Origin of the sequence: Larkinella knui (genome assembly GCF_003858645.1) — a bacterium.
In the GTDB taxonomy this organism is placed as follows: Bacteria; Bacteroidota; Bacteroidia; order Cytophagales; family Spirosomataceae; genus Larkinella; species Larkinella knui.
Window position 1 is genome coordinate 1,824,051 of the sequence record NZ_RQJP01000001.1, and the last position, 23,519, is coordinate 1,847,569.

A 23,519-nucleotide genomic window follows, 5' to 3' on the forward strand; every position below is an offset into this window, starting at 1 on the left:
CGAAAAGCAGCTACGTAAGACCCTGCGAAATCCCGCGAAAATTACCCTCAGGACCGGGCCAGTACGATCAGCAGCAAGCCCACCACGTACGCAATTCCCATGAGCCACAAATACCGGTAGGCCCGGGCAGGGGCACCTTCAAACTCTTTCCACAGGAAGAGACCCCACAAAACCGATACGATGGTGGCCCCCTGACTCAAGCCGTAGGAAACCGCATCACCCGCCTGGGGAGACCCCAGCAACAGAGCCGCCATGCCCAAACTCCAGAGCAAACCACTGGCCAGTCCGATGCCGTGCTGGCGAAGCGTCAGACGCCGGTCCGCCGTTTTCGCAGGACCGGTATCGGCCAACCCAAACCGGCGGGTCAGGCGTTCGATGATCGGATTGCTCAGGGTAATGCCAATGGAAAAAAGGACGAGAGCCGAATACGGGGTGAGCAAACCGGCTTCCGGATTAGCCGGCTCTTTGGCCATCGATGCGGAAACAATCCGAAAGAAAAAACCCGCTACCAGACCGCCCGCCAGCGCAATCCAGATGCCGCTCTGGTCGTGTTCGGCCGGGGCGTTTTTTTCTTCTTTCGATCGATAAGCCAGGGCGCTAAAGGCAATGGCGGCCAAAACCGCTCCGCCACCCACCGCCAGCAGTGGCAAATTGCCCTTCGGCTCGGCCAGGTAATTGACAACCAGCCCAACGGCCAGCGAAAGGCCCGTTCCGATGGGCATGGCAATCGAGATTCCCGACCGGCTGATGCCAATCGCGAGCAGTGAATTACCCACGTTGAAGACCACCCCACCCGCCAGCGCCAGCAGCAGATTGGCCATTTCCGCCTGACCAACATCGGTTAGCAGGGGACGCCCTTTCGAACCAAAACTGCCCAGCGTAAAAGCCAGCAGAAGCGCCATAGCCAGAATACCGTATACGTAATCCCGGTAAAAAAGAGGGAGTGGGGCCGATTCGGTTACGATTTTCTGACCATTGGTCCAGGAACCCCAGCACAGCATGGTGAGTAAACAAAGCAGAATGGCAAGAGCCGGTTGATCAACGGTAAACATAGGATTTCAGCAGGCCCATCAAAAAATCAGGTCATTTGATTGCTCGGGTGAGTCGCCACACGCCGAATAAACGATTCCGGGCACGCCAGGTAAGACAAGAATTTGAAAATTTGAGCCCTAAATCCGGACAACGAATAAGTTAACGGTCCCACCTGGCGGGGATTTCTGCGGGTTCCGGGTTGGTTGCGGTCCCTTGCCTCACTATTTGCAACCCTGATTTATAACCCCGGTTAACCTTACAAGAATCCAGCAAGCCGGTGGCAAGACGCCTGAAATTGAATTCCGCCGGCAAGTCGTTATTAACTATTTATCAATTCTTATAATGAATCTTATCCTCGATGCCATTAAAGAACCTGCGTTGATTACCCACATTCAGGGGGCTAATAATTATTCGTGGCTGTATTACCGGGACGGACGTAAATTACTGTTATCAAAAACACTGCAATATTTTGAAGAACGATTGCCAGAATTTATACGGGTGCATAAAACGGCCATGGTCAATCCTACTTATATCAAGGGATTCACCCCCCCACCCCGCACTAAGATGCAGGGGGCTATTCATCTGATTAATGACCTGACGTTGCCCGTCGGTCGTCGCCGGTGGAATCAGCTTAAAGAATCCATTTCAACGGCCACCCAGGATACGGTTACCGTTACCACCGTGCCTCTGGCCATCCCCACAGATCAGCAAGCCATTCCGCAGCGGTTATACATTGCCATTGGTGACGAAATCAAAGCCGGACTGGTCGAGCAACTGCTTATAGATCAATGGTCTAACTGGAATCTCCATTTCTTTTCTACGGGAACCAGTCTCTTGAAAGCACTTTCAACCAGTCGGGATACGGACTTGCCGGCGGTCATCTTGTTGCATGCCGGGCAGGAAACCGACCTCAGCCTGTCGGCGCTGCGGTCCATAAAAAGCAGTGTCCGGTTGCGTCAGATCCCGACTTTACTCCTGGCTGATTTGGGTAACAAGGGCCTGGCGGAAACCGGGTATGCCCTGGGGGCCAACTCCGTCATTCTCCATTCCGTTAATTTTACCTATTTTATTCAGGGGCTGGAAAAGGTGTTTCGGTATTGGCTGTCGACGGTTTCGGCACCGTATGCCATCCGAAAATACCAATCTCATGCCTAAAACCGCCCGGAAAGGCGCCTTCATTTCCGGGCGGCACCCTCATTCCAACGTAACGGTATGGAACGCAGAAAATCATCCCATTTTCCCGGATCCGTGGGAATTACCCGATAACTGGCTCCCCGCCGATGGGCTTCCTGCCTGTCGGCGGGATCGTCGGAAGCACTCAGCACCACCACCGGCAGAACACAAAAGGACGCGTTGTCCTGCAATGCGCTCAGGAATCGCAGCCCATCTTCCCGCATCGGCAAATATAAATTGGTAAGAATCAGCCGGGGCAGCGTTTCCTGTTCCAGCAAACAGGTTTCCAGATAGCTCAGCGCCGTGGTGCCATTGCTCGCATGAACGGTTTCGATCTTAGGCTCCAGCTTCCCGAAAGCCGCTTGCAGATTCATCCAACTTTCGGTTCCATTCTCAACCACCACGATCCAGTCGGTGGTTTGGGCATTGGGATTCGGTTTCATCGGTCCGGTGTACAGGTAATGGTTCTACTGCCCGAAGTGTCCATTGTCTGCCCGGAAGGTGACAAATGAGGCAATGGCCACGAACCTCTGACTTCCGGCTGGGCCCGTTCGGATGCGGTATTGGGCCTGCCGCCGGTCGAAACGGCTCAAACGGGTGCCGTTGCCTCATTGCCACTTGCATTTGACGGGCTGCGGGTGACAATCGAAAATTCCCGCCGTTAAACCCATACATCCACAAATAGAACCAATACACTGCCGGTACGCGCTACACGCAGGCCGGAAGTGTCCCAAATATGCATCAGCTAACCAACACCAGACGATCACTTGGAATCACATTTCCAGCTAAAAACCGTGCGGAGATCGTTTTATGGGCTCCGCAGGCCCGGCACGCAGCCATTAAGGTCTATGGGCACCCGACTGCCCTGCCCCTGAAATCGGAAGAACTGGGGTATTGGTGCGCAGAAACCGATGACATCAGACCCGGTGATTTGTATACGTTCATTCTGGATGGTGAAACCGAACGGCCGGACCCGGCCTCGCTCTCCCAGCCGCAGGGTGTGCACGGGCCTTCGGAGGCCGTCAATACCGCCCACTTCGACTGGACCGATCAGGATTGGCCCAATCATCCGCTGGAAGACTACGTGTTGTATGAACTGCATACCGGCACGTTCACCTCCGAAGGCACTTTTGCGGCCATTGAAGAGAAGTTGGATTACCTGAAATCACTCGGTGTAACGGCCATCGAAATCATGCCCATTGCGCAGTTTCCGGAAACCCGCAATTGGGGGTACGACGGTGTTTTTCCGTTTGCGGCCCAAAACTCCTACGGCGGTGTCGAAGGCCTGCACCATCTGGTGAATGCCTGCCATGCAAAGGGCCTGGCGGTGGTGCTCGATGTGGTTTATAACCATTTTGGGCCCGAGGGCAACTACACTAATGACTACGGCCCGTATCTAACCGGAAAATACTGTACGCCCTGGGGGAAAGCCATCAATTTCGACGATGCCTGGTGTGATGGCGTCCGGCGGTTTTTTACCGAAAATGCGCTCATGTGGTTGCGGGATTTTCACATCGATGCCCTGCGCCTGGATGCCGTTCATGCCATCAAGGACTTCAGCCCCAAACACATTCTGGAGGAAATTCGGGAACAGGTCGATCTGCTGATGGAAAACACCGGACGGCGGCATTACCTGATCATCGAGAGTGATTTGAACGATCCCCGGTTCATCAGTCCGCCGTCTGAACACGGATACGGCATGGATGCCCAGTGGATGGATGAATTTCACCACGCCCTGCGGGTGACGGTGGGCGAAGCCCGCAAGGGATACTACGCCGATTTTACCGGCATCAATCACCTGGCCAAATCGTACAAAGATGCCTATGTGTATGACGGGCAGTATTCGGTTACCCGCGAGCGGTATTTTGGCAGCAGCGTTGAAAACCGTCCGGGGCAGCAATTTATCGTGTTTTCCCAGAATCACGACCAGATTGGCAACCGGATGCTGGGCGAACGTTCGAGTCAGCTGTATAGCTTCAACATCCTCAAATTAATGGCGGGAGCCGTGATGGTGAGTCCGTATTTGCCCCTGCTGTTCATGGGCGAAGAATGGGCCGAACCCAACCCCTTCCTGTACTTTGTGAGTCATACCGAAACCGAACTGGTCGAAGCCGTGCGCCAGGGCCGGAAGGAAGAATTTTCCGAATTTCACGCGGAGGGCGACGTCCCCGATCCGAGTGCCGAAGCAACGTTTCAGCAGTCGAAACTGCAATGGGATTTGTTGACGGAAGAGCCCCATCAAACGCTGGTTCAGTATTACCAAACGCTGATTGCCCTGCGGAAACAGCACCCGGCCCTGCGTCATCTGAACCGGGCGAATCTGGACGTAAGCGTTCTCGAAAAGCAGCAAACGATACTTTTGCACCGCTGGCATCAGGATCAGCACGTGCTTTGCTGTCTGAATTTTGCCAAAGAACCCCAGTCCGTTCAACTGCCCGCGTTCCGGGAACACTGGCATAAACTGCTCGACTCGTCGGAACCGGAATGGCAGCCCCCGGTATTGCCCGGCCCGGCATTTCGGGAACCCGCACCCGACGAGGTCCCCGATGCCGGAACCCTGACGGTTCAGCCTGAATCAATCGTCATTTATGGCAACGCTTAATTCCTTTCATCAACTGCATCGCCCTCATGCTCCGAATCGGCTATCACGCATCCCACGAACAATTCAAACCCAGTACGTTACTGTCTTATGTGCAATTGGCCCAGCAAGCGGGTTTTACAGCCGTTTCCTGCTCGGACCACTTTCACCCCTGGAGTCCGAATCAGGGCGAAAGCGGTTTTGCCTGGTCCTGGCTGGGGGCGGCTTTGCAGGCCACGACCCTGTCCTTTGGCGTCGTCAATGCCCCCGGCCAGCGGTATCACCCGGCCATCATTGCCCAGGCCGCAGCGACACTGGCCGAAATGTTTCCCGAACGATTCTGGATGGCAGTCGGAACCGGCCAGGCGCTCAACGAACACATCACCGGCGAGAGGTGGCCCGCCAAAGCCGACCGCAACGCCCGTCTGAAAGAATGCGTCGAGGTGATCCGGGCCTTGTGGAATGGCGAAACCGTATCCCACAAGGGACTCGTAACGGTGGAGGAAGCCACGCTTTATACCCGCCCGGTCGTTAAACCCCTGATTTTTGGAGCCGCCGTTACCAGTAAAACCGCCGAATGGGTCGGCAGCTGGGCCGATGGCCTGCTCACGATTTCGCAGCCCCGGGAGCAGTTGCGGGAAGTGGTCGATGCGTTTCGGAACGGGGGCGGAGCAGGAAAACCGATGCATTTGAAGGTACAACTTTCGTATGCGGCCTCCGAAGAAACCGCCCGGCAGGGAGCATATGACCAGTGGCGGGCCAATATTTATCCAAATGCCATGCTCACCGAACTGCGAACGCCCGAGCAATTCGATATGGCCGGTTCGCTGGTCAATCTGAAGGAAGTCGATAAAATGGTTCGGATTTCGTCCGATGTCCACCAGCACATCGACTGGCTACAGGACGATATTGAATTAGGGTTTGACCAGCTGTTTCTGCACAATGTCAACCGGGAGCAGGAACGCTATATCGACGATTTTGGCGAGAAGGTTCTGCCGTCGCTGTTTAAAGTACCTTCCTGAAACCAATTCAACATCCGACTACCCGCGGAGTAATCGGATGTTGAACCAGCCCGTTAACTCTTAACGGCTTCCTGAAGCGACTCGATGCCGACCAGCTTCTTATACAAGGTCAGCGCCTGAGCGACCACCTGATCCATGTTGTAATACCGGTAGGTACCTAACCGGCCAACAAAATGAACCGACGGCTGCTCGTCGGCCAGTTGTTTGTAGCGTCGATACAGAGCCGCGTTTTCGGGCCGCGGAACCGGGTAATACGGATCGCCCTCATCCTGCGGATATTCAAAGGTAATGCTCGTTTTGGGGTGCTCCTGCCCCGTTAGTTTTTTATACTCCGTAATGCGGGTATACGCGTGGTCATTGGGATAATTGACCACCGAAACCGGCTGATAATCGGCCACATCCAGGGTCTGGTGATCGAACCGCAGCGACCGGTACGGCAGCTTGCCGTAGCAATAGTCAAAATACTCATCGACGGGACCGGTGTAGATCAGTTCATCGAACGACAGCTGGTCTTTCACCTCCTTGAAGTCGGTGCTCAGTAATTGATGAATACAGGGTTGATCGACCATCTTTTCGAACATCTTCGTATAACCCTGCAGCGGCATGTACTGAAACTCGTCCGTAAAATAGCGGTCGTCCTGATTGGTGCGGGTTGGAATCCGGGACGTCACCATTTTGTCGAGCTGGGATGGATCGACGCCCCACTGCTTGCGGGTGTAGCCCCGGAAGAATTTCTCGTACAGATCCCGTCCCACCTGACTGACAACGACATCTTCGGAGGTCCGGATATCTTCGACCGGCTCGCCAACGGATTTGAAGTAATCCGCCAGTTCTTCCGAGGTAAACGAATAGCCGTACAGTTGGTTAACCGTATCCAGGTTGATGGGAATGGGCAGCAGCTTGCCATCGACCGAGGCCAGCACCCGGTGTTCGTAGGGCCGCCATTCGGTAAACTGCGAGAGGTAGGCAAACACCTCCGGGGAGTTGGTATGGAAAATATGGGGCCCGTACTGATGGATCAGAATTCCATCTTCATTGAGACAATCGTAGGCGTTACCGCCGATGTGGGAACGTTTATCGATCAGCAGAATGGTTTTGCCGGCCTGCGAAGCCAACCGTTCGGCCAATACACTTCCGGCAAAACCGGCACCAACAATGACATAATCGTAATGCTGCATAAATGGGAAAAAATAAAGTTTATAAGTGAAATAAGGTAAAAGGCGGACCGTGGCTGGTCGGCGGCTGTAGTACCGGTTTTATGGATCCGCCAGGTCGGCCTGCTGTACGGTTTGCCACCAGCCCGGTCCGGGTGGCACCACCTCTCCCGGATTTTGCCCCGTAGCCAGCCGCTGCACCAGTCCGGCCAGTTCCGTGGCCTGCAGGTGGCCGGTTTCCACATCAAATGCGCCCGGTTCATAGTGATCTTCCCGGCGCGTCAGCAGGCAATGCCAGTCGTAGGAACCCAGTAAAGCCCAGGCCGTTACCGCCCGAACATCCGCCCCGGCTTGCCGGGCCTGCTCCGTTTGTTGCCACATATCCCATAACCAGCGCATCTGTTCATCGACGGTGCAACCCAGATGGGCCTCCGTAACGGCGATGGGAATGCCGTAGCGTTCCCACGTCTGCTGCAACAACCCGCTCAGGCCCAGGCGCTGTTCGGGAGCCGCCCGCACCACTTCCGTATCGACGTAGCGGTGTCGCCCGTTTCCACCCGTTAAATGCGCCGGATACTGCCAGATCTGATGATCCAGAAACCGTTCACTGGTAATGTAATGATTGATGCCAATGAGCGAGGGTGGACACGGATTGTCACTAAAAAAAGCCAGCTCACGTTGATCGATACCAATCCAAATCAGGTAGCCCCACAGCGGATGATCAGCCGTTACGCGTCCGCAGAGCAGATCCCAGGTCAGCCACCGGCGGTGGTTCTCCCACTCCGCCTGGTAAGCCAGCCGCGCAGTGCTGTGGGTCTGGCCCAGGTCATCCGTCTGAACCAGCTGCGCATCGGGCCGCACCTGCCGGATCTGCTCCATGGCCAGAATCGTAGCTTTGCATTCGCGAAGCAGAATCCGGACAAAAGCAAGAGGCTTCGTGGCGTGGGGATACCAATGGCCACTCAAGCCGGAAAACCGGGCCGTCGTCAAGGGTTCGTTGATGGGCGTATAGGCATCCACCCACGGATACCGCTCGGCTACCTGCCGGGCATACCTGGGTAGCTGCCGCTCGAATTCGGGGCCCGTAAAGAGTGCGTAGCGAGGTCCGCAGCCGTGATGAACCAGCCCCACAATGGGCCGAATCCCCCGTTGCCGCAATGCGCCCAGACGCTCGTCCGGCCACCGCCAGTCGGGCCGGTCGATATGTTCCGGGGCCGTACGTTCCCAAAGCACGGGATAGCGAAGTGTTTTGAGGCCCAGAGCGGCTATCTCATCCAGGTCCTGACAACGGACGTGGTGACCGTTTCGCAGCAGTTGATCCTGATACAGTTCGCCCACCCGGTTAACGGTACACTCGATTCCACCCCACAGTTCGAGCGGCCGCAACGCCTTCTTCATCAGCGTTGCGGTACCCTTGTGGTTCCTCATAAAGGAAGGGCTTTGGTGTCGGCGGCTACCGAAGCGCCCTGAACTTGCACCTGCTCTTCAATCAATTCATGCATGGCCTTCCAGGTTTGCTCCCAGGAGTTTTGGCCCAGTTGCGCATCGATCTGGCTCCAGTCCAACGTGGGCTGATTCTGCAAAGCCTCCGCAATGGCCTGTTCAAAGGCCGAAACCGTATCGGCAATCCAGACCGGACCACTGCCCCCGTACGTCGTGACGACATCCCGGATCGGCGTCGACACCACCGGCAGTCCGCCGGTGAGGTATTCCGGGGTTTTGGTCGGACTAATGAAGCGCGTGGCATCGTTGAGGGCAAAGGGCAGCAAGGCCACCTGCCAGTTGCTGAAATAGGCCGGCAAATCTTCATACGCCTTCATGCCCAGGTAATGCAGGTTTGGCCCTTGTGGCAGCGTTGCCGGATCGATCTTGACGACAGGACCCAGCAGAATAAACTGCCAGTCGGGGCGTGTCTGGGCCAGTTCGCGCAGGAGTGTCAGATTCAGCCGCTCGTCGATTACCCCACTGTACCCAATGCGGGGATAGGGCAACGATTCCTGATCGGCCGGGTCGGTCAACCCTTTCCGGGCCTGGGCAAAGTGTGAATGATCAATGCTGCTGGGGAAGGCGTGAACCGATGGATGGAGTTTTTGTTTGGCCTCATACAGGCTGTAGCCGCCGGTAAAAACCATTTCGGCGCGTTGCATGAGTTGTTTTTCGCGCTGGCGTAACTGGGGTGATGCTCCCTGAAATGCCGACAGTTCGTCCATACAGTCATACAGCGTCACCTGCGGTTTCAAATGGTCGGTAAAGGCCAGCGCCATCGGCGTATAATACCAGCTAACAAAATCGGCAATCTTGTGTTGAACCAGAAACCCATTCAGCCACCGGCGTTGCAGTTCATTAGCGGTTTCGGAGTCGGTTCCGTGGGGAACGTGGGGAACGATGACGTGGAGTTGGGACGTTACGGCCCGCACTTCCAGCCAGGCGTGGTTGTCGAAAACCGGTTCTTCCCAAAACCAGACGCGGTAATGCCGACTGGCCCGGGTGAGCAGATGCTGGGGTCGCTGGTAGACGAAATTCCAGCGCAAATGGGAAAAGCAAAGTAAATCCTGGGTCAGATAGACAGATGGGGTTGAAGTTTTTGTGTTCGCTAAAAGCAACTGAACGCTTTCCTGGGACCCTTTCTGAGCTCCGGCTATAGTTTGATGATTCGACATGCTTGAATAATTAAATAAATGGTTAGTAGCCTCTGAGTCGGCAAACGCGGGTGTGAAGCGTTTCGGCGAATCCCTATCAACGTATGTAACTTTTTAAAACAGCACTTGGAAGTTTTGGTCGGCGAGAAATGAGGAAGCGGCCCAAAAAATGATCGTACAACTAAAAAAGAGAGCCAATGACTGATTTTATCCCCCGCCAGCCACCCTTTTCCGGAGGGGCCGGAACCTCATTAGTTCCCTCTATTCATTTCTTATCCCGATTGGCGTTCGTTCGGTTTCAAAACACACGGGGCGCACTTCCGAGGAAGTGTAGTCGACAAACGGATTAAAACAAGAAATGAACGATGAAAAACTGGAAAAAGAACGGGCTCGTAGCCGCCGGTTTGCTGTTCGGTTTAGCAAACTGCGCACCCAAAGTACAGATCGACACGGCTCAGAATATCGATTTCAGTCGCTACCAGACTTATGCCTGGATGGACCCCGACGTGAAAGGATCGCAGAATCCGCTGTATTACAACCAGATCGCTACGCAGAATGTCGAGCAAACCATTGAACAGGCTCTGGCCCAACGCGGGTTACGCCAATCGAACCGCCGGGCCGATCTGTTGATTGGCTATCATTTTTTTGTGGAGGAGAAAACCCGGACCGTCGCTCAAAATCGCGGGCCGGTCGGCATGTACGGCCCTTATTACGGCTGGGGTCGCTGGGGCTGGCGCGGCTGGGGACCATCGTGGTGGGGCTGGAATGCCTGGGGACCGATGTATACGCAGGAAAAATACGAAGCCGGAACCGTCGTGGTCGATATGGTCGACGCCCGGACCAAACAGCTCATCTGGCGGGGATGGGTGGAGAATGCGGTCGGTAACCCATCGCGCATCACCAGCCAGTTGGCGCGGGAAGTGGCCCGGATCGCCGAAAAATTCCCTCAATCGCGCTCCTAATCGGGTAAAAACCCGGCTGGGGATCGATCCTGTAACCATTTTCTATGAAAAATAATCGACTGGTGATCATTTCTCACCGCTTGCCGTTTTCGTTTACGACTGAAAACAAAACGACGACGCTGAAACCATCCGCCGGAGGGCTGGTGACGGCCGTAAAATCGCTGGAATTATCCTCGTTTGCCGAAAAACCGCTCTGGATTGGCTGTGCGGATTTTACCCAGCGAACCTGGGACAAACACCACGGACTGGTGGATGACAGTTTCGTTTATCTCCCGGTTTTCATCGATAAGCGCACCCACAAAAAGTTTTACAACGGGTTTTCCAATTCCGTACTCTGGCCGCTGTTTCATTATTTTTCGACCTACGTCGACTACCACGACGACGATTTCAAGGCCTACCGGCTGGCAAACGAACAGGTTGCTGAAAAAGTGGCGGAAGCCTTACAGCCCAATGACCTGGTTTGGGTGCATGACTACCATTTTATTCCGCTCCCGCAACTGATTCGGGAGCGGCAACCGGAGGCACAAATTGGCTTCTTTCTCCATATTCCGTTTCCGTCCTTCGAACTCCTGCGGTTATTACCCAAATCCTGCCGGAATTACCTGCTACGGGGGTTGCTGGGTGCCAATCTGGTTGGTTTTCATACCAGTGATTACCGCCTTCATTTTTTGCAGTCGGTTCAGATGGCCCTGGGATTGCCCACGACGTTTGGACAGATCGTTTGCGGAGAACGAATGGTCGATTCGGGCGTTTTTCCCATTGGTATCAACTATTCCCTTTTTCACGATGCCTACCACCAGGAAGACGTCGAGCAGGAACGGCAGCAACTCCGGACCTCCTACGCCGGTCGAATGATTTTTTCCGTCGACCGCCTGGACTATACCAAAGGCGTGATGCAGCGTCTCGACGCCCTGGAAGCGTTTCTGACCCTGCATCCCGAATGGAAGGAGCAAATTGTGTTTCTACTCGTGGTTATTCCTTCCCGGGACGAAATTCAATCGTATTGGGAGCGCAAACAAATGATTGAACAGGCCGTCGGTCGCATCAACGGCCAATTTGCCACCTTGACGTGGTTACCCGTCGTTTACCGGTATGCTCCGTTGTCGTTTCCGCAATTGATGGGCTTGTATACGGCCTGCGATGTGGCCATGATTACGCCGGTTCGGGACGGAATGAATCTGGTAGCCAAAGAATTTATCGCTTCCCGGTCGGATCAGCAGGGTGTTCTGGTGCTGAGCGAGCTGACGGGGGCGGCCAACGAGTTGGGCGAAGCACTCCGGGTCAATCCGCTGGACGAATTTGAAGTCGCCGATGCGCTGAAGCAGGCGCTGGAGATGTCACCGGACGAACAGACCCGCCGAATGGAGGCCATGCAGCAACGAATTTCGCAGTACGATGTAAAAAAATGGGCTTCTGACTTCATCGAGGTGTTGGTAACCACCCCACCGGCCGAACACACCGGAACGGGCGCGCTGCTGGAAGGGAAAATCAAAAAAAATGTACTGAAAGACTTTGCCAGGGCCCGGTCGCGCCTGTTGCTGCTGGATTATGACGGCACCCTGGCGGAATTTACGTCCGAGCCCGGCCTGGCGGCTCCTTCGGCCGGAGTGCTGGAAACGCTGCGGAAGCTGGCCAGCCAGCCCGAAAACAAAGTCGTGATCATCAGCGGACGGGATCAGCCGACGCTCGAAAGCTGGTTTGGCTCGCTGCCCATCGACCTGGTGGCCGAACACGGGGACAAGCAGAAACAAAACGGAAGCTGGCAAAAAAATAACCAGGATAATGCCGCCTGGAAAAACCGGGTTCGCCCTTTGCTGGACGAGATGGTAAACCGGTGCCGGGGGTCTTTCATCGAAGAAAAAGCCACAACGCTGGTCTGGCATTACCGAAATGCCAACGAGGAGATCGGTTTTGAACGGTCCCGGGAGTTGCTGCTCACGCTGACCCACCTGCTCCCCCATACGCTGCGAATCATCGACGGCAACAAGGTTATAGAAATAAAATCGGTTGACTGGGACAAAGGAAAACTGGCCAGACGACTGATCGATGGCAGCCGGTATGATTTTGTGCTGGCGGTGGGCGACGACCAGACCGACGAAGATATGCTGGCGGTGCTGACCCAGGAACACCAGTATCCGGTTAAAGTGGGCCATGGGCCCACAGCCGCGACTTATCGGCTACCGGATGTGCAGCAGGTGGTAAACCTGCTGGATTCTTTCGTGCAACCCGCTAAACCCGTTCGGGTCGGTTAGGCGGCCAAACCGCTTTGCTTCAGATTGAAGACGGCCAAAACCTCATTTAAACACCTGATTTTCAGAGGATTACTAGATACGAAGTGGTCCGGCTGACGGGCGGTATGGGCAGCCGCCCCCGTTTAGTTCACCCTAAACGTTCCAGACTGCGGGCTTTTGGGGTGAACGATTTCTTTACAAAAACTCTTTCCGGGCTCGTCGCCACGGGTCGATTAAGACCGATTCCGTTCCGCAACCTAAACACAAAAGCCGGACTGGCAGCCCGGCTTTTGGATGTTTTGAAGCCCTGAATCAAGGCATATTTTCCCGAATAAAGGGACTGGCAATCATATACACTTCTTCTTTGGTCAGGGGCTCATCAAACGATTCACGCACCACCATTTCGGCGATCTGCTGCGTACCATTCTGTCGCAGCAGGCGATCATCCACCAGGGAAATCAGGTCGATCGCGTCATGATGCTTGACGTTGTTTTCATCCTTATAAACCATGGCAGGCACACCACCGGGTTCCTGTTCCGATGCCCAGACGCGCTGGTTGCGAATCAGGCGTACTTCAGCCGCATGACGGGCCTCCACCGAGTGGATTTTCAGAGCTGCCAGCAAAACCGGTTTGTCATCTTTCAATTTGGGAGCCTGCCCCTTGTAGGCCCGAACGCCCAGGTCTTCGAAAGCCTGCGACAGGGTCAGAAAAACCTGATAATTCGAAAATGGATTCGGAAACATGCCTTTCGCCGTAAAATCGAAGTTCGGCATCGGGATGGCTTCCCCGCCCAATTGGGATTTCAGGAAATTCACATGCTGCTGTTCGTGTTCCCCGATTTTCATGAACACTTGCCTGTCACTTTCGGGAATCAGGCCGGGGGTCATGTTGCCCATTTTATAAAATTCCGCTTCCAGGTACTCCAGCGTCAGTGCGAAATTCAAAACAGCCACCACGTCGGCATGCGACGCAAACGCCTTGTTGACCGTGGCTGCGAAAAAAGCCGGTGTTGCCAGGGCCGCCACCGACGTTGTTTTAAGAAGTTTCCGCCGTGAAAACAAGAAACGTTCACTGGCATCGGCGTCAACCTTTTCAATATCAGACAAAATTCTTAACAGGTTCATACGTTTCAGGATTACATTTTTGGAAGATTTGCCGCACTTAATTTTTGTTTGATAAACGGTTGTGCCTTTGCCAGCACTTCATCCGGCGTCAAATGCCAGTCGAGCCCGTTTCCATCGATCATTTCGTGACCGAGCGCAAAGTAGGTGCGTGGATAAATCATGTTCCGGGCCAGCGTGGCATGGCGCGCTTCGACGGAAACCATTTTTCCGGCAATTTTCAAAATTTCCAGATCCTGAATCAGCGGCCCGGTGCCGTTAAAAGCGCCTACACCCACGCTTTCAAATTTCTGGGCGGCATCGAACACGTCATTGCGCCCATTGAAATTGATGGCACTGAAATCGAAGTCCAGCATGGGAATGGCGTTATCGCCCAGCAGAGCCTTGAAAAACTCCTTGTGTACAATCTCGTGATCATGAAGTTCAACGAGTACTTTTCGGTCCATTTCATTTAGGCCGTACGCTTTTTCAACCGCCGTGTGGTAGAAGGCGACTTCGAGCTGATCGAGCGCATACGCCAGATTGGAAATACCGATATCACCCGGCCCCAGATCAATCGTGCCATCGGGTAAAATGGTAGCCCCCATCCGGGCACCGGACCGACCTAGCCCCGTACTGGGTGCTACGAGTTTTTCCTGGGCACAGGACGACAATAGCGCCAGCGCTGAAGCTGACGCGAGCCCGAGACTACGTAAAAACATTCGCCGTTCTACCGAAGGAATTACCGGTATCGTTGGCCCCGCTTTTTTCTCGGTCAAAGTGTTAAATTTTTCCATTGAATTTTTAGATTATTGATTGAAAATCATCTTCTGAAGAAGATCGATCAATAAACTAAGTTGTCTGCCTCCGGTTCTTTACAAATTAGACAATCTTCATACAAATGAGGATATGGTCCAGGGCCGGTGCAATCCCTAAAAAATGCGGTTTTTTTTGAACAAAAACCGCAAAACCGTTACGCCCCGTTCCCTCATTAATCCGGCCTGAATGGAGCAAAACCGCCCCCGTCCGGGTTCTGTTGGTTTTTATGAACCTGTTTTATACCAGCACTTTACTGAACGAATTCCATGGCTAAACGAGACATCGTTGTGATTGGCTCTTCGGCGGGTGGCGTCTACGCCCTCCGGGATTTTGTTATGAATTTTCCGGCTGACTTTCCGGCGACAATTTTTATCGTACAGCACCTATCTCCCGACACTCCAAGCTTTTTACCGGACATTCTCACCCGTGCCGGCAAGGTAAAGGCCACCCATCCCAAGGATGGAGAACGCTTCCAGAACGGCCGGATCTACGTGGCTCCGCCCGATCATCATCTGCTGATCGAGAACGACACGGTTCTGGTGAAAAAAGGACCCAAAGAAAACCAGTTTCGCCCGTCGATCGATGCGTTGTTCCGCTCGGCCGCCTACGGGTATGGCCCCCGCGTAATTGGCGTCGTATTGACGGGGCTTCTCAACGATGGCACATCCGGAATGTGGTCCATCAAACGCCTGGGCGGGGTGAGTGTCATTCAGCATCCCGAGGAAGCCCTGTATCCCAGCATGCCCGAAAGTGTTCGGCAAAACGTGGAAGTTGACTATACCGTTGCCATCCCCCAACTGGCTTCGTTACTGGGTGAATTGATTCAGCAGGAGGTGGATGGCAAGCCCCCCCTCACCGAGCTGGAAGAGAAGCGCATGGATACAGAACTAAAAATAGCAGCCGCAGGAAACGCATTTGAAATGAATATCATGGAAGAAGGCGAGTTAACATCCCTTACCTGCCCCGAATGCCACGGCTCGCTGGTGAGCATCAAAGAAGGGCGGCTCCTGCGTTTCCGTTGCCACACCGGCCACGGCTTCACGTCGGGATCGCTGCTGGCCGGGGTAACCCACAGCATCGAGGAATCGCTGTGGAATGCCGTCCGGAGCCTGGAAGAGCTGGTGATGCTGTTGGAAAAAACGGCCAGCCTGCTGGAAGAAGCGGGCGACACCACCGCTGCCCAGGAACACCGGGAACGGGCAAAACGCGCCCTGGAACGGTCTCGCCGGGTTCACGACCTGGTTGTAGGGTGATTCATTCCGGCCGTTGGCGGGTCCGTTGGCTTACTTCCCGGGAACGCTAGTGTACCGATGCGGTTGTGAGGAATGGCTACCCAACGTGGCCAGTTCCACGAAAACGGTTTTTCTGATTAAACAGCACACGCGTATGAAAAAGTATTGGACCCTCATCCCCCTCTCTCTCCTACTGGCCTGTGGCGATTCCGGGAACAAAGGCTCCACCGGCAGCAATGACGGCGGGCGCCGGGTCGAATCAGAGTCGGATCTCGGTCGCTTTGTCAGCGGCAGCCGGCAACTCAGTGAGTATTATAAGTACGGTATGCCCTGCGCCTACGTCACTGAATCCTTTTTACACTCTACGTTTGACCTGAACGAAGATACGCCCATTACCTGGAATGAATCCGAGACGACCTGCGAGGCCTCCTGGAATTCTAAAAAACAGGTAAGCCTTTCGACCACCGGAATTCGCCCTTTTGAGTCCGTATTCCACGCCGAATATTATTTTGACAGCCTGTATCAGCCCGCCGAATTTGCGAAGCGGCTCCAGAAACGTCGTCATGCCTATACCGGACCCAACCCGGAAGGCACCGGCGCCGAATCACCCCAGCCGGGCGTCACCGCCAGTCCGTCACAGGGAACCGGCACCACCCCCGCCACCGCCCTGAATGATTCGTCCCGGACGCACACCGGTCCGGGAGCGCCAACCAGCCAACTCAATGATAACGAGGCCATGCGGGCGGTCCCCAATTCGTTTCCGGGCATGTGGGAAAAAGCCGTGTGGGACAACCGAAGCCGGACGCTGCACATTCTGGATGGCCAGCATGTGTTTCACATCATGGTCAATCACGGCCCCACTCCGGCTGCGGACCGTTCCAAGGCCATCAAACTGGCTTCCATTCTGCTGGGTGAAGTGGAGGTAGAAAACGGGACAGAAAAACCGGTTTATTAATCCCTGAACGGTGGACCGTACCCTAATTAAAAGTGAACCGCTCACGCATCAGCCGGTTGGCTACTCATTACCCAGTTTCTAAAATGTATTTAAACGAAACCGCCTATGCTTGCTATGAATTACCGCGGACCCCGCCGGGTTCGCGTCAGCCAGAAACCAATGCCGGAAATAAACCACCCCGAAGATGCCATCGTTCGGGTAACCCGTTCCTGTATTTGCGGATCCGATTTGCATTTGTACAATGGCAATGTGCCGGACACCCGCGTTGGCATGACCTTCGGGCATGAATTTATCGGGGTTGTTGAAGAAATTGGTTCGGAAGTCCAGAAGCTCAAAGTGGGCGATACCGTGCTGGTTCCTTTCAATATTGCCTGTGGTAAATGTCATTTCTGCCGGCAGGGATTGTTTGGAAATTGCCACGAATCGAATACCCAGGCCACAGCGGTTGGCGGTATTTACGGGTATTCACACACGGCCGGGGGCTATGATGGCGGACAGGCAGAATTTGTGCGGGTACCGTACGCGGACGTGGGCCCAACGGTTATTCCGCCGGGTATGGACCCCGACGATGCCGTTCTACTGACCGATGTGGTGCCAACGGGCTACCAGGCGGCCGAAATGGGCGGTATTCAGCCCGGCGACACGGTGGTCGTTTTCGGTGCGGGTCCCGTGGGCATTATGGCCGCCCGTTGTTCCTGGTTGTTCGGAGCGGGTCGCGTGATCGTGATCGACCAGTATGATTACCGGCTGGAATTTGTGCGCAATTACGCGAATTGTGAAGTATACAATTTCAAGGAAATGAGCGATCCGGTGGTGTTCATCAAAAAGTTAACCGACTGGATGGGGGCCGACGTCTGCATCGACGCCGTTGGTGCCGAAGCCGCCGGCAGCGCGCTGCAAACCATTACGGGCCGAAAAACGCTGATTCAGGCCGGATCGGCCACGGCGGTTCACTGGGCCATCAACTCGGTCAAGAAAGGCGGTATTGTTTCGATCGTGGGCGTCTACGGTCCTACCGACAACCTGGTTCCAATCGGTAATGTCGTCAACAAAGGGCTTACAATCCGGGCCAATCAGGCGTCGGTGAAACGGCTGCTGCCGAGATTGATCGAGCACGTCCAGAACGGGATTCTGAATCCCAAAGCACTAATTACCCACCGCGTACCCCTGGAGGACGCTGCCGATGCCTACCGGATTTTTTCCGATAAGCTGGATAATTGCATCAAACCCGTTCTCATTCCACCATCAGCCCGCGTATAAAGCACCATTGTTATGGAAACACCCGTCAAAGAGAATTCAAACCTGGCCAAGGATTATTCCCACATTAAAGGCTGGGGCATCGATGCGGATCCGAAAAATGATCCCACGTATCCAATGAAACAAAACCGGACCGACGACGAGCAAACGGGCTACAGTTGGGAACGGCCCACGCAACAGCCGGTAACGATCGAAGTACTCCGGTCCATCGAACGCCCGAACGTGAGTGCGGTTTTTGGAACCTCAACTCCGCCTTCCGGGCTTAGCGGAGTCATACGCCGGTTTGCGTTCAAATTCAGTGAGTCAGAATACGGGCACTGGCTCCCCCTGCTGCTAGCCGATCGGGTCAATGCGGTGGAAGGGATTGTGGACGACCTCAAACGGGGTCATATTCCCAACATCATCGCTGAAAAGGGCTGGCCGGCGGAGTGGAAGCACAATCCGCAGGCCCTGGCCAAAAAAATTCTGATCGGTGCGCTCGTTACCACCGCCGTTATTGCCCTGGTCCGTCGAAATAAGAGTGAAGAGTAACCGGCCGCCGGCGGGATCGTTGCAAAAGGTCGGGAAACCGTTCCTGGGCAACGATCCCCGGCCGGCGATCAAGTCCTGAAAGTCATCATCCATCCAAAAAGCCTTCTTTCAGGGTGAGGACACCAGGGCGCTATCGAGGCATCGCATAAACCGGGCAGGTTCCTCAAAAATGGGGCTATGTGCCGATTCGGTAAACGTAAACAGCTTTTTCCGGGGCGCTTTCAACCGGCTGAAATACCGCTTCGCGACAGGATACGGCGTCTGGTAATCGTGAATACCCTGGAACAGATAATAAGGCACTTTCAAGTCGGGAGCCACCACCCCTAAGTCGGTGGCGACCACTTCCGGCCACAAATACCGCACCGACTCCCGGGCTCCCAGCCCATAGTGAATTTTGTCCATCAGCGTATATTCCCGGCATTCCAGAATACTTCGGATAAAGAGCGGATAGAAGTGGGCCTTGTACATTCCTCCGCCGTAGCTCGCCACCAGTTCCCGCTGCCACATCAGGTAATCCAGCCAGGCTTCCGGCGGGTAAGGCGGTCGCCCCTGTTTGAGAAGCTGATTGACCTGTCGGCTGGCGTGGTGTTGACGGGCCTGCTGCACTACCCAGTCATACGATCGTTGTTCCGCTTCCAGTTGCCGGGCGATCTGGCTGATGCAGAACAGCGCCCGGAAAAGTTCCGGATGCTTTTTCACGACCAGCACGCCCAGGAAAGTGCCCCAGGAATGAGCCATCAGGTAAATCTTGGGCTGGTGAAATTGCCGGGCCAGATAGCGGCTTACCTGAGCCGCATCTTCGACAAACGTGTCTGTCGTAAAGGGCTGGTTTCCGGATTGTTTCTGAAACACCTCCGCCGAATAGGATTTTCCGGCCCCGCGCTGGTCCCAGTTGACAACCACGAAGTGCTTTTCCAGTTCATGCCCTACCAACATCGACAGCTCGGGCAAACCGGGTCCACCGTGCAGAAACAGCAGGACGGGCTTGGTGCGGTCCTGACCCCGAATGAGCAACCATTGCTGCGTTCCATTGATCGATACCGGTTTCAGAACGGCGATGCTTTTGCGCCGTGGCCTACCCGCCGGGTCAAGGATTGGGGCGGTTTCTCCGGGGCTGTTCCAGGCGATGTAGCCTATACTACCGGCCAGCAGCAGCCCGATTGCCGCGGCCAGGATTCGCGCTACATTCCGGAGTGTCTTTTTCATGGGCATCAGCGATAGGGTTCGATTCAGGAAAACCGTTGACAACCCGGTTTCGGTTAATCCGTTGGCCTTTCTTAAACACGCGCAGGCCGGACGGCGTTATGTAATTCCAATTGGTACAACAGCCCGGGGCCAACCTCGATTGATACGGGCTGAACCGGATGAGAATCCGGCCCGAACGGGTTAGTATCAGAGAACCCGCAGCGGATTTTGGGACGTTGGCAACTGCCCCGGCCGAATCCTCATTCTTTGACCTGTTTTGATGAACCCTGGAAATGAATACGAGTTAATTTGATTATTCACGGATTAAAAATAATCAAACGAATAGCAATCAAACTCAACGATGAAAAAGGTAGTAATGGTAGCAGCGATGATCGTGGCTTTGAACACCATTCAGTCGCAAGCGCAGTCAACATCCGGAAGTAGCTCGTCGAGCCAGCAACGGCCCGGCACCAGTGGCAGTGGACAAACCAGCGGCTCGAGTGGCAGCAGCACGTCGGGGAGCCAGGGCAGTTCCGGGACGTCGGGCAGCGGAAGTTCCGTTGGGCAGGGAAGCACAGGCTCCGGCAGTTCGTCGGGCACCACCGGAACGGGACAGCAAAGCCGCAATCAACGGTCGGGCGGGCAGTCCTCGTCGGTAGGTTCTGGCTCGAGCGGAAGCAGCACGCAGGGCGATATGCAGGGCAGCGGCTCGGGGAGCAGCAAAAAGATGAAACGTTCGAACAAACAGAGCGGAAGTTCGTCCGGCAGCAGTACCTCGGGGAGCAGTTCATCGTCGAGCGGCACGCCAAAAAGCGGAACCCAGCGGTAATAGCAAAGTGAGGTGATTAGTGAATACAACAAACGCAGCCGGGTCGTCCTGGCTGCGTTTGTTGTTCGGTTTGCTACTCGATGCCTCAATCGGAACCACAAAATCCACCGGCCTTTATACGTTTAATTTGGGAAAACCATACCATGAAAATCAAAGACATCCGCGCCCTGAGAGGGCCCAATTACTGGTCAGTTCGCCGTCACAAGCTGATCGTGATGAAGTTGGATCTGGAACAACTGGAACACTTTCCGACCAACACCATCGACGGATTTTATGACCGTCTGCGGCAGTTGATCCCCAGTTTGTATGAACACCGCTGTTCGGAAGGCCGCCCGGGCGGTTTTTTCTACCGCGTACAAACCGGAACCTGGATGGGTCACGTCATCGAACACATTGCCCTGGAAATCCAGACGCTGGCGGGAATGGCGTGCGGGTTTGGCCGGACGCGCGTAACGGATGAACCCGGCGTATACAACGTGGTTTTTGCGTATCAGGAAGAACGGGCCGGTCTGTATGCCGCCCGCTGCGCGGTCGATATCGCCCAGGCCCTGATCGACGGCACCGCGTATGATTTACAGGCCGATATCGATTTTCTCAGCCAGTTGTATGAAGCCGATCGCCTGGGACCGAGCACTTCGGCCATTGTCAACGCCTGCGTCCGGAAAGGGATTCCGTACATGCGGCTCGACGCCGATTCCACGGTTCAACTCGGTTACGGAGCGCGGCAAAAACGGATTCAAGCCACCGTCACCAGCCAGACCAGTACGATTGCCGTTGAACTGGCCGCCGATAAAAACGAGACGAAACGAAGGCTGGGCAACGTCAACATTCCGGTGCCAGCCGGCGAAGTCATCGAAACCGAAAATGAACTCGAAGACGTGCTCCGTCGCCTTGATTTTCCGCTGGTGGTCAAACCGCTCGACGGCAATCACGGGCGTGGTGTCACCACCAACATCCAAACCATCGAAGCGCTTTTCAACGCTTTTCAACTGGCAAAAACGCAGGGCGATCAAGTCCTGATCGAGCAGTTTGCGTCCGGCGACGATTACCGGCTGCTGGTTATCGATTATCAACTCCGTGCGGTGGCCCGACGTGTTCCGGCCCGGGTGTTGGGCAACGGCTCGTCCACCATCAGCCAGCTGGTCGAGGAGGTAAACCGCGATCCCCGACGGGGCGAAGGCCACTCAAATCTGCTGACTAAAATCAAGTTCGATCAGGCGACTCTTACGCTTCTGGAAGAACATAATCTGACCGTGGACTCGGTTTTACCAGCCGGCCACGAGCTCTACCTGAAGAAAACGGCCAATTTAAGCACCGGCGGTACGTCCGTTGACGTAACCGATCAGGTTCATCCCGAAATCAAGGCCATGGCCGAACGGGCAGCCCGGGTGATTGGCCTCGATATTTGCGGTATCGATCTGATTGCGAAGGACATTACCCGTCCGCTGCGCTCGTCGGGTGCCGTCATTATTGAAGTAAACGCGGGTCCCGGTTTGCGGATGCACACACACCCTACGGAGGGCCAGCCGCGCGACGTCGGAAAAGCCGTGGCCGACATGCTCTTTCCTGAACCCCGGGAACGGGCATTGACACCGCTGGCAGGCCGTATTCCGATCATCGCCGTTACGGGCACGAATGGAAAAACCACGACCACCCGGCTTACGCGGCACCTGGTCCGGCAGGCTGGTTATACCGTCGGTTTTACGACCACGGAGGGAATTTACATTGGCGATTCGCTCATTGAGGAAGGCGACTGCACCGGTCCGCAAAGCGCTCAGAAAGTGCTTCAGGACTCGTCGGTGGATTTTGCGGTTCTCGAATGTGCCCGGGGCGGTATGCTCCGTTCCGGCCTGGCTTTCGACCAGTGCGACGTCGGTATTGTGACCAACGTGGCCGCCGATCACCTCGGTCTTGGCGGTATTAACTCGGTGGAAGACATGGCCCGGGTGAAAGCCATTGTGGCCGAGAGTGTCAAAAAGGATGGCTACGCGGTATTGAACGCGGATAATCCCTACACCTTTGCCATGCACTACGACCTGAGTTGTAACGTGGCCTTGTTCAGCATGAATCCGGCCGACGAACGCGTGGTGGCGCACTACCGCGCCGGTGGATTGGCGGCTGTTTACGAAGACGGTTTTGTAATGATCCGGCGCGGAAACGAGCGAATACCGGTTGAGAACATAAAAAATATTCCGCTGGCTTTCGAGGGAAAAGCGCCGTTCATGATCGAGAACATCCTGGCGGCTGTGCTGGCGGTTTACTGCCAGAATCTGCCGGTGGACCTGATTGCCGAAGGACTCCGTTCGTTCCTGCCGTCGTTCGAAAATACGCCCGGCCGGATGAATCTTTTCTGCTTCCGGAATTACTGCGTTCTGGTGGATTATGCCCACAATCCGCACGGACTGACGGCGCTGGGTGAATACATCAAACAGGCGGGTGTGGCCCGCAGGATCGGAATTCTGACCGGCGTCGGCGACCGGCGCGACGAAGACATTCGTGCCGTCGGTCGGGTGGCCGGGCAAATCTTCGATGAACTCATCATTCGCTTCGACGAAGACAGCCGGGGGCGGGACAAAGCCCAGATTGCCGACCTGATCAGGCAGGGCGTGTGGGAAGTCAACGGGGCCATACCGGTGCAAGTCATACCGGACGAACTCGAAGCGTTGACCTACGCCATCGAGCATGTGCAGAATGCGACAATGATTGTTCACCTGTCGGATCGGATTCACCAATCCGTCGAGTTGGTGCGGGGTTTTAAAGAACTGGAGGAACGGTTTGAACTGCATCCCGACTTGTTGGTAAATGTTTAGGTAGCAGGC

The 23,519-nt window shown here is 55.1% G+C and carries 19 protein-coding genes; 11 read left to right on the plus strand and 8 right to left on the minus strand.

Translation table 11 applies throughout. The features are described from left to right. Positions 1 to 47: 47 nt before the first annotated feature. The gene (locus EHT87_RS07425) at positions 48 to 1,052 is read right to left on the minus strand and encodes a GRP family sugar transporter (protein ID WP_124905343.1); all 1,005 of its coding nucleotides are present in this window, start codon (positions 1,050 to 1,052) and stop codon (positions 48 to 50) included. 322 nt (positions 1,053 to 1,374) lie between these two features. Between EHT87_RS07425 and EHT87_RS07430 the strand changes: the two genes are divergently transcribed. Then, positions 1,375 to 2,187: a response regulator transcription factor gene (locus EHT87_RS07430; protein ID WP_124905345.1), complete on the plus strand. Its 813-nt coding sequence runs from the start codon at positions 1,375 to 1,377 to the stop codon at positions 2,185 to 2,187. Positions 2,188 to 2,207: 20 nt separating this feature from the next. On the opposite strand, the gene EHT87_RS07435 is transcribed toward EHT87_RS07430, so the two are convergent. Continuing rightward, the gene (locus EHT87_RS07435) at positions 2,208 to 2,648 is read right to left on the minus strand and encodes a response regulator (protein ID WP_124905347.1); all 441 of its coding nucleotides are present in this window, start codon (positions 2,646 to 2,648) and stop codon (positions 2,208 to 2,210) included. Between the two features lie 293 nt (positions 2,649 to 2,941). Between EHT87_RS07435 and treZ the strand changes: the two genes are divergently transcribed. Further along, a complete protein-coding gene (gene treZ / locus EHT87_RS07440; RefSeq protein WP_124905349.1) occupies positions 2,942 to 4,807 on the plus strand; it encodes a malto-oligosyltrehalose trehalohydrolase in 1,866 nt (621 codons plus the stop codon). Between the two features lie 26 nt (positions 4,808 to 4,833). Beyond that, a complete protein-coding gene (locus tag EHT87_RS07445; RefSeq protein ID WP_124905351.1) occupies positions 4,834 to 5,805 on the plus strand; it encodes a TIGR03885 family FMN-dependent LLM class oxidoreductase in 972 nt (323 codons plus the stop codon). A 53-nt stretch (positions 5,806 to 5,858) separates the two neighbouring features. Here the strand turns inward: EHT87_RS07445 and glf are convergent, their stop codons facing one another. The 3 genes from glf to EHT87_RS07460 form a co-directional block, all read right to left on the minus strand. Next, positions 5,859 to 6,983, minus strand: coding sequence for a UDP-galactopyranose mutase (gene glf / locus EHT87_RS07450; protein WP_124905353.1), 1,125 nt, complete (start codon positions 6,981 to 6,983; stop codon positions 5,859 to 5,861). A 78-nt stretch (positions 6,984 to 7,061) separates the two neighbouring features. Continuing rightward, on the minus strand, positions 7,062 to 8,387 hold the full coding sequence (locus EHT87_RS07455; protein WP_124905355.1) for a family 1 glycosylhydrolase: 1,326 nt from the start codon (positions 8,385 to 8,387) through the stop codon (positions 7,062 to 7,064). Beyond that, on the minus strand, positions 8,384 to 9,619 hold the full coding sequence (locus tag EHT87_RS07460; protein ID WP_124905357.1) for a glycosyltransferase family 1 protein: 1,236 nt from the start codon (positions 9,617 to 9,619) through the stop codon (positions 8,384 to 8,386). Before EHT87_RS07460 ends, EHT87_RS07455 begins: the two co-directional genes overlap by 4 nt. Before the next feature lie 344 nt (positions 9,620 to 9,963). Between EHT87_RS07460 and EHT87_RS07465 the strand changes: the two genes are divergently transcribed. Both EHT87_RS07465 and EHT87_RS07470 read left to right on the plus strand, forming a co-directional pair. Then, positions 9,964 to 10,560, plus strand: a complete 597-nt coding sequence (locus EHT87_RS07465) for a DUF4136 domain-containing protein (protein ID WP_124905359.1) — start codon at positions 9,964 to 9,966, stop codon at positions 10,558 to 10,560. 44 nt (positions 10,561 to 10,604) lie between these two features. Beyond that, entirely contained in the window at positions 10,605 to 12,812 is a 2,208-nt protein-coding gene (locus tag EHT87_RS07470) for a bifunctional alpha,alpha-trehalose-phosphate synthase (UDP-forming)/trehalose-phosphatase (RefSeq protein WP_124905361.1), read from the plus strand. A 291-nt stretch (positions 12,813 to 13,103) separates the two neighbouring features. On the opposite strand, the gene EHT87_RS07475 is transcribed toward EHT87_RS07470, so the two are convergent. Then, positions 13,104 to 13,916 carry a ferritin-like domain-containing protein gene (locus EHT87_RS07475; RefSeq protein WP_124905363.1) on the minus strand — a complete coding sequence of 271 codons (813 nt, stop codon included), beginning with the start codon at positions 13,914 to 13,916 and terminating at the stop codon, positions 13,104 to 13,106. A gap of 11 nt (positions 13,917 to 13,927) precedes the next feature. Continuing rightward, a complete protein-coding gene (locus EHT87_RS07480) occupies positions 13,928 to 14,614 on the minus strand; it encodes a ferritin-like domain-containing protein (protein WP_229320887.1) in 687 nt (228 codons plus the stop codon). Between the two features lie 363 nt (positions 14,615 to 14,977). On the opposite strand from EHT87_RS07480, the gene EHT87_RS07485 reads away from it, so the two are divergent. From EHT87_RS07485 to EHT87_RS07500, 4 genes are all read left to right on the plus strand, one after another. Beyond that, entirely contained in the window at positions 14,978 to 15,964 is a 987-nt protein-coding gene (locus EHT87_RS07485; protein WP_124905367.1) for a chemotaxis protein CheB, read from the plus strand. Between the two features lie 133 nt (positions 15,965 to 16,097). Continuing rightward, positions 16,098 to 16,898 carry a hypothetical protein gene (locus EHT87_RS07490; protein WP_124905369.1) on the plus strand — a complete coding sequence of 267 codons (801 nt, stop codon included), beginning with the start codon at positions 16,098 to 16,100 and terminating at the stop codon, positions 16,896 to 16,898. Positions 16,899 to 17,003: 105 nt separating this feature from the next. Further along, positions 17,004 to 18,158 carry a zinc-dependent alcohol dehydrogenase gene (locus tag EHT87_RS07495; protein ID WP_124905371.1) on the plus strand — a complete coding sequence of 385 codons (1,155 nt, stop codon included), beginning with the start codon at positions 17,004 to 17,006 and terminating at the stop codon, positions 18,156 to 18,158. 12 nt (positions 18,159 to 18,170) lie between these two features. Further along, positions 18,171 to 18,686: a hypothetical protein gene (locus EHT87_RS07500; protein ID WP_124905372.1), complete on the plus strand. Its 516-nt coding sequence runs from the start codon at positions 18,171 to 18,173 to the stop codon at positions 18,684 to 18,686. 108 nt (positions 18,687 to 18,794) lie between these two features. Here EHT87_RS07500 and EHT87_RS07505 read toward each other — a convergent pair whose 3' ends face one another. After that, positions 18,795 to 19,892, minus strand: coding sequence for an alpha/beta fold hydrolase (locus tag EHT87_RS07505; RefSeq protein WP_124905374.1), 1,098 nt, complete (start codon positions 19,890 to 19,892; stop codon positions 18,795 to 18,797). 340 nt (positions 19,893 to 20,232) lie between these two features. On the opposite strand from EHT87_RS07505, the gene EHT87_RS07510 reads away from it, so the two are divergent. Then, the gene (locus EHT87_RS07510; RefSeq protein ID WP_124905376.1) at positions 20,233 to 20,700 is read left to right on the plus strand and encodes a hypothetical protein; all 468 of its coding nucleotides are present in this window, start codon (positions 20,233 to 20,235) and stop codon (positions 20,698 to 20,700) included. A 143-nt stretch (positions 20,701 to 20,843) separates the two neighbouring features. Further along, complete coding sequence (gene cphA, locus EHT87_RS07515) at positions 20,844 to 23,510, plus strand: cyanophycin synthetase (protein ID WP_124905378.1); 2,667 nt, start codon at positions 20,844 to 20,846, stop codon at positions 23,508 to 23,510. Positions 23,511 to 23,519: the final 9 nt, after the last annotated feature.

Excerpts from the sequence above, each read along its gene's own strand:
- EHT87_RS07425 (WP_124905343.1), bottom strand. The coding sequence starts at position 1,052 with ATGTTTACCGTTGATCAACCGGCTCTTGCCATTCTGCTTTGTTTACTC.
- EHT87_RS07430 (WP_124905345.1), top strand. The coding sequence starts at position 1,375 with ATGAATCTTATCCTCGATGCCATTAAAGAACCTGCGTTGATTACCCAC.
- EHT87_RS07435 (WP_124905347.1), bottom strand. The coding sequence starts at position 2,648 with ATGAAACCGAATCCCAATGCCCAAACCACCGACTGGATCGTGGTGGTT.
- treZ (WP_124905349.1), top strand. The coding sequence starts at position 2,942 with ATGCATCAGCTAACCAACACCAGACGATCACTTGGAATCACATTTCCA.
- EHT87_RS07445 (WP_124905351.1), top strand. The coding sequence starts at position 4,834 with ATGCTCCGAATCGGCTATCACGCATCCCACGAACAATTCAAACCCAGT.
- glf (WP_124905353.1), bottom strand. The coding sequence starts at position 6,983 with ATGCAGCATTACGATTATGTCATTGTTGGTGCCGGTTTTGCCGGAAGT.
- EHT87_RS07455 (WP_124905355.1), bottom strand. The coding sequence starts at position 8,387 with ATGAGGAACCACAAGGGTACCGCAACGCTGATGAAGAAGGCGTTGCGG.
- EHT87_RS07460 (WP_124905357.1), bottom strand. The coding sequence starts at position 9,619 with ATGTCGAATCATCAAACTATAGCCGGAGCTCAGAAAGGGTCCCAGGAA.
- EHT87_RS07465 (WP_124905359.1), top strand. The coding sequence starts at position 9,964 with ATGAAAAACTGGAAAAAGAACGGGCTCGTAGCCGCCGGTTTGCTGTTC.
- EHT87_RS07470 (WP_124905361.1), top strand. The coding sequence starts at position 10,605 with ATGAAAAATAATCGACTGGTGATCATTTCTCACCGCTTGCCGTTTTCG.
- EHT87_RS07475 (WP_124905363.1), bottom strand. The coding sequence starts at position 13,916 with ATGAACCTGTTAAGAATTTTGTCTGATATTGAAAAGGTTGACGCCGAT.
- EHT87_RS07480 (WP_229320887.1), bottom strand. The coding sequence starts at position 14,614 with ATGTTTTTACGTAGTCTCGGGCTCGCGTCAGCTTCAGCGCTGGCGCTA.
- EHT87_RS07485 (WP_124905367.1), top strand. The coding sequence starts at position 14,978 with ATGGCTAAACGAGACATCGTTGTGATTGGCTCTTCGGCGGGTGGCGTC.
- EHT87_RS07490 (WP_124905369.1), top strand. The coding sequence starts at position 16,098 with ATGAAAAAGTATTGGACCCTCATCCCCCTCTCTCTCCTACTGGCCTGT.
- EHT87_RS07495 (WP_124905371.1), top strand. The coding sequence starts at position 17,004 with ATGCTTGCTATGAATTACCGCGGACCCCGCCGGGTTCGCGTCAGCCAG.
- EHT87_RS07500 (WP_124905372.1), top strand. The coding sequence starts at position 18,171 with ATGGAAACACCCGTCAAAGAGAATTCAAACCTGGCCAAGGATTATTCC.
- EHT87_RS07505 (WP_124905374.1), bottom strand. The coding sequence starts at position 19,892 with ATGAAAAAGACACTCCGGAATGTAGCGCGAATCCTGGCCGCGGCAATC.
- EHT87_RS07510 (WP_124905376.1), top strand. The coding sequence starts at position 20,233 with ATGAAAAAGGTAGTAATGGTAGCAGCGATGATCGTGGCTTTGAACACC.
- cphA (WP_124905378.1), top strand. The coding sequence starts at position 20,844 with ATGAAAATCAAAGACATCCGCGCCCTGAGAGGGCCCAATTACTGGTCA.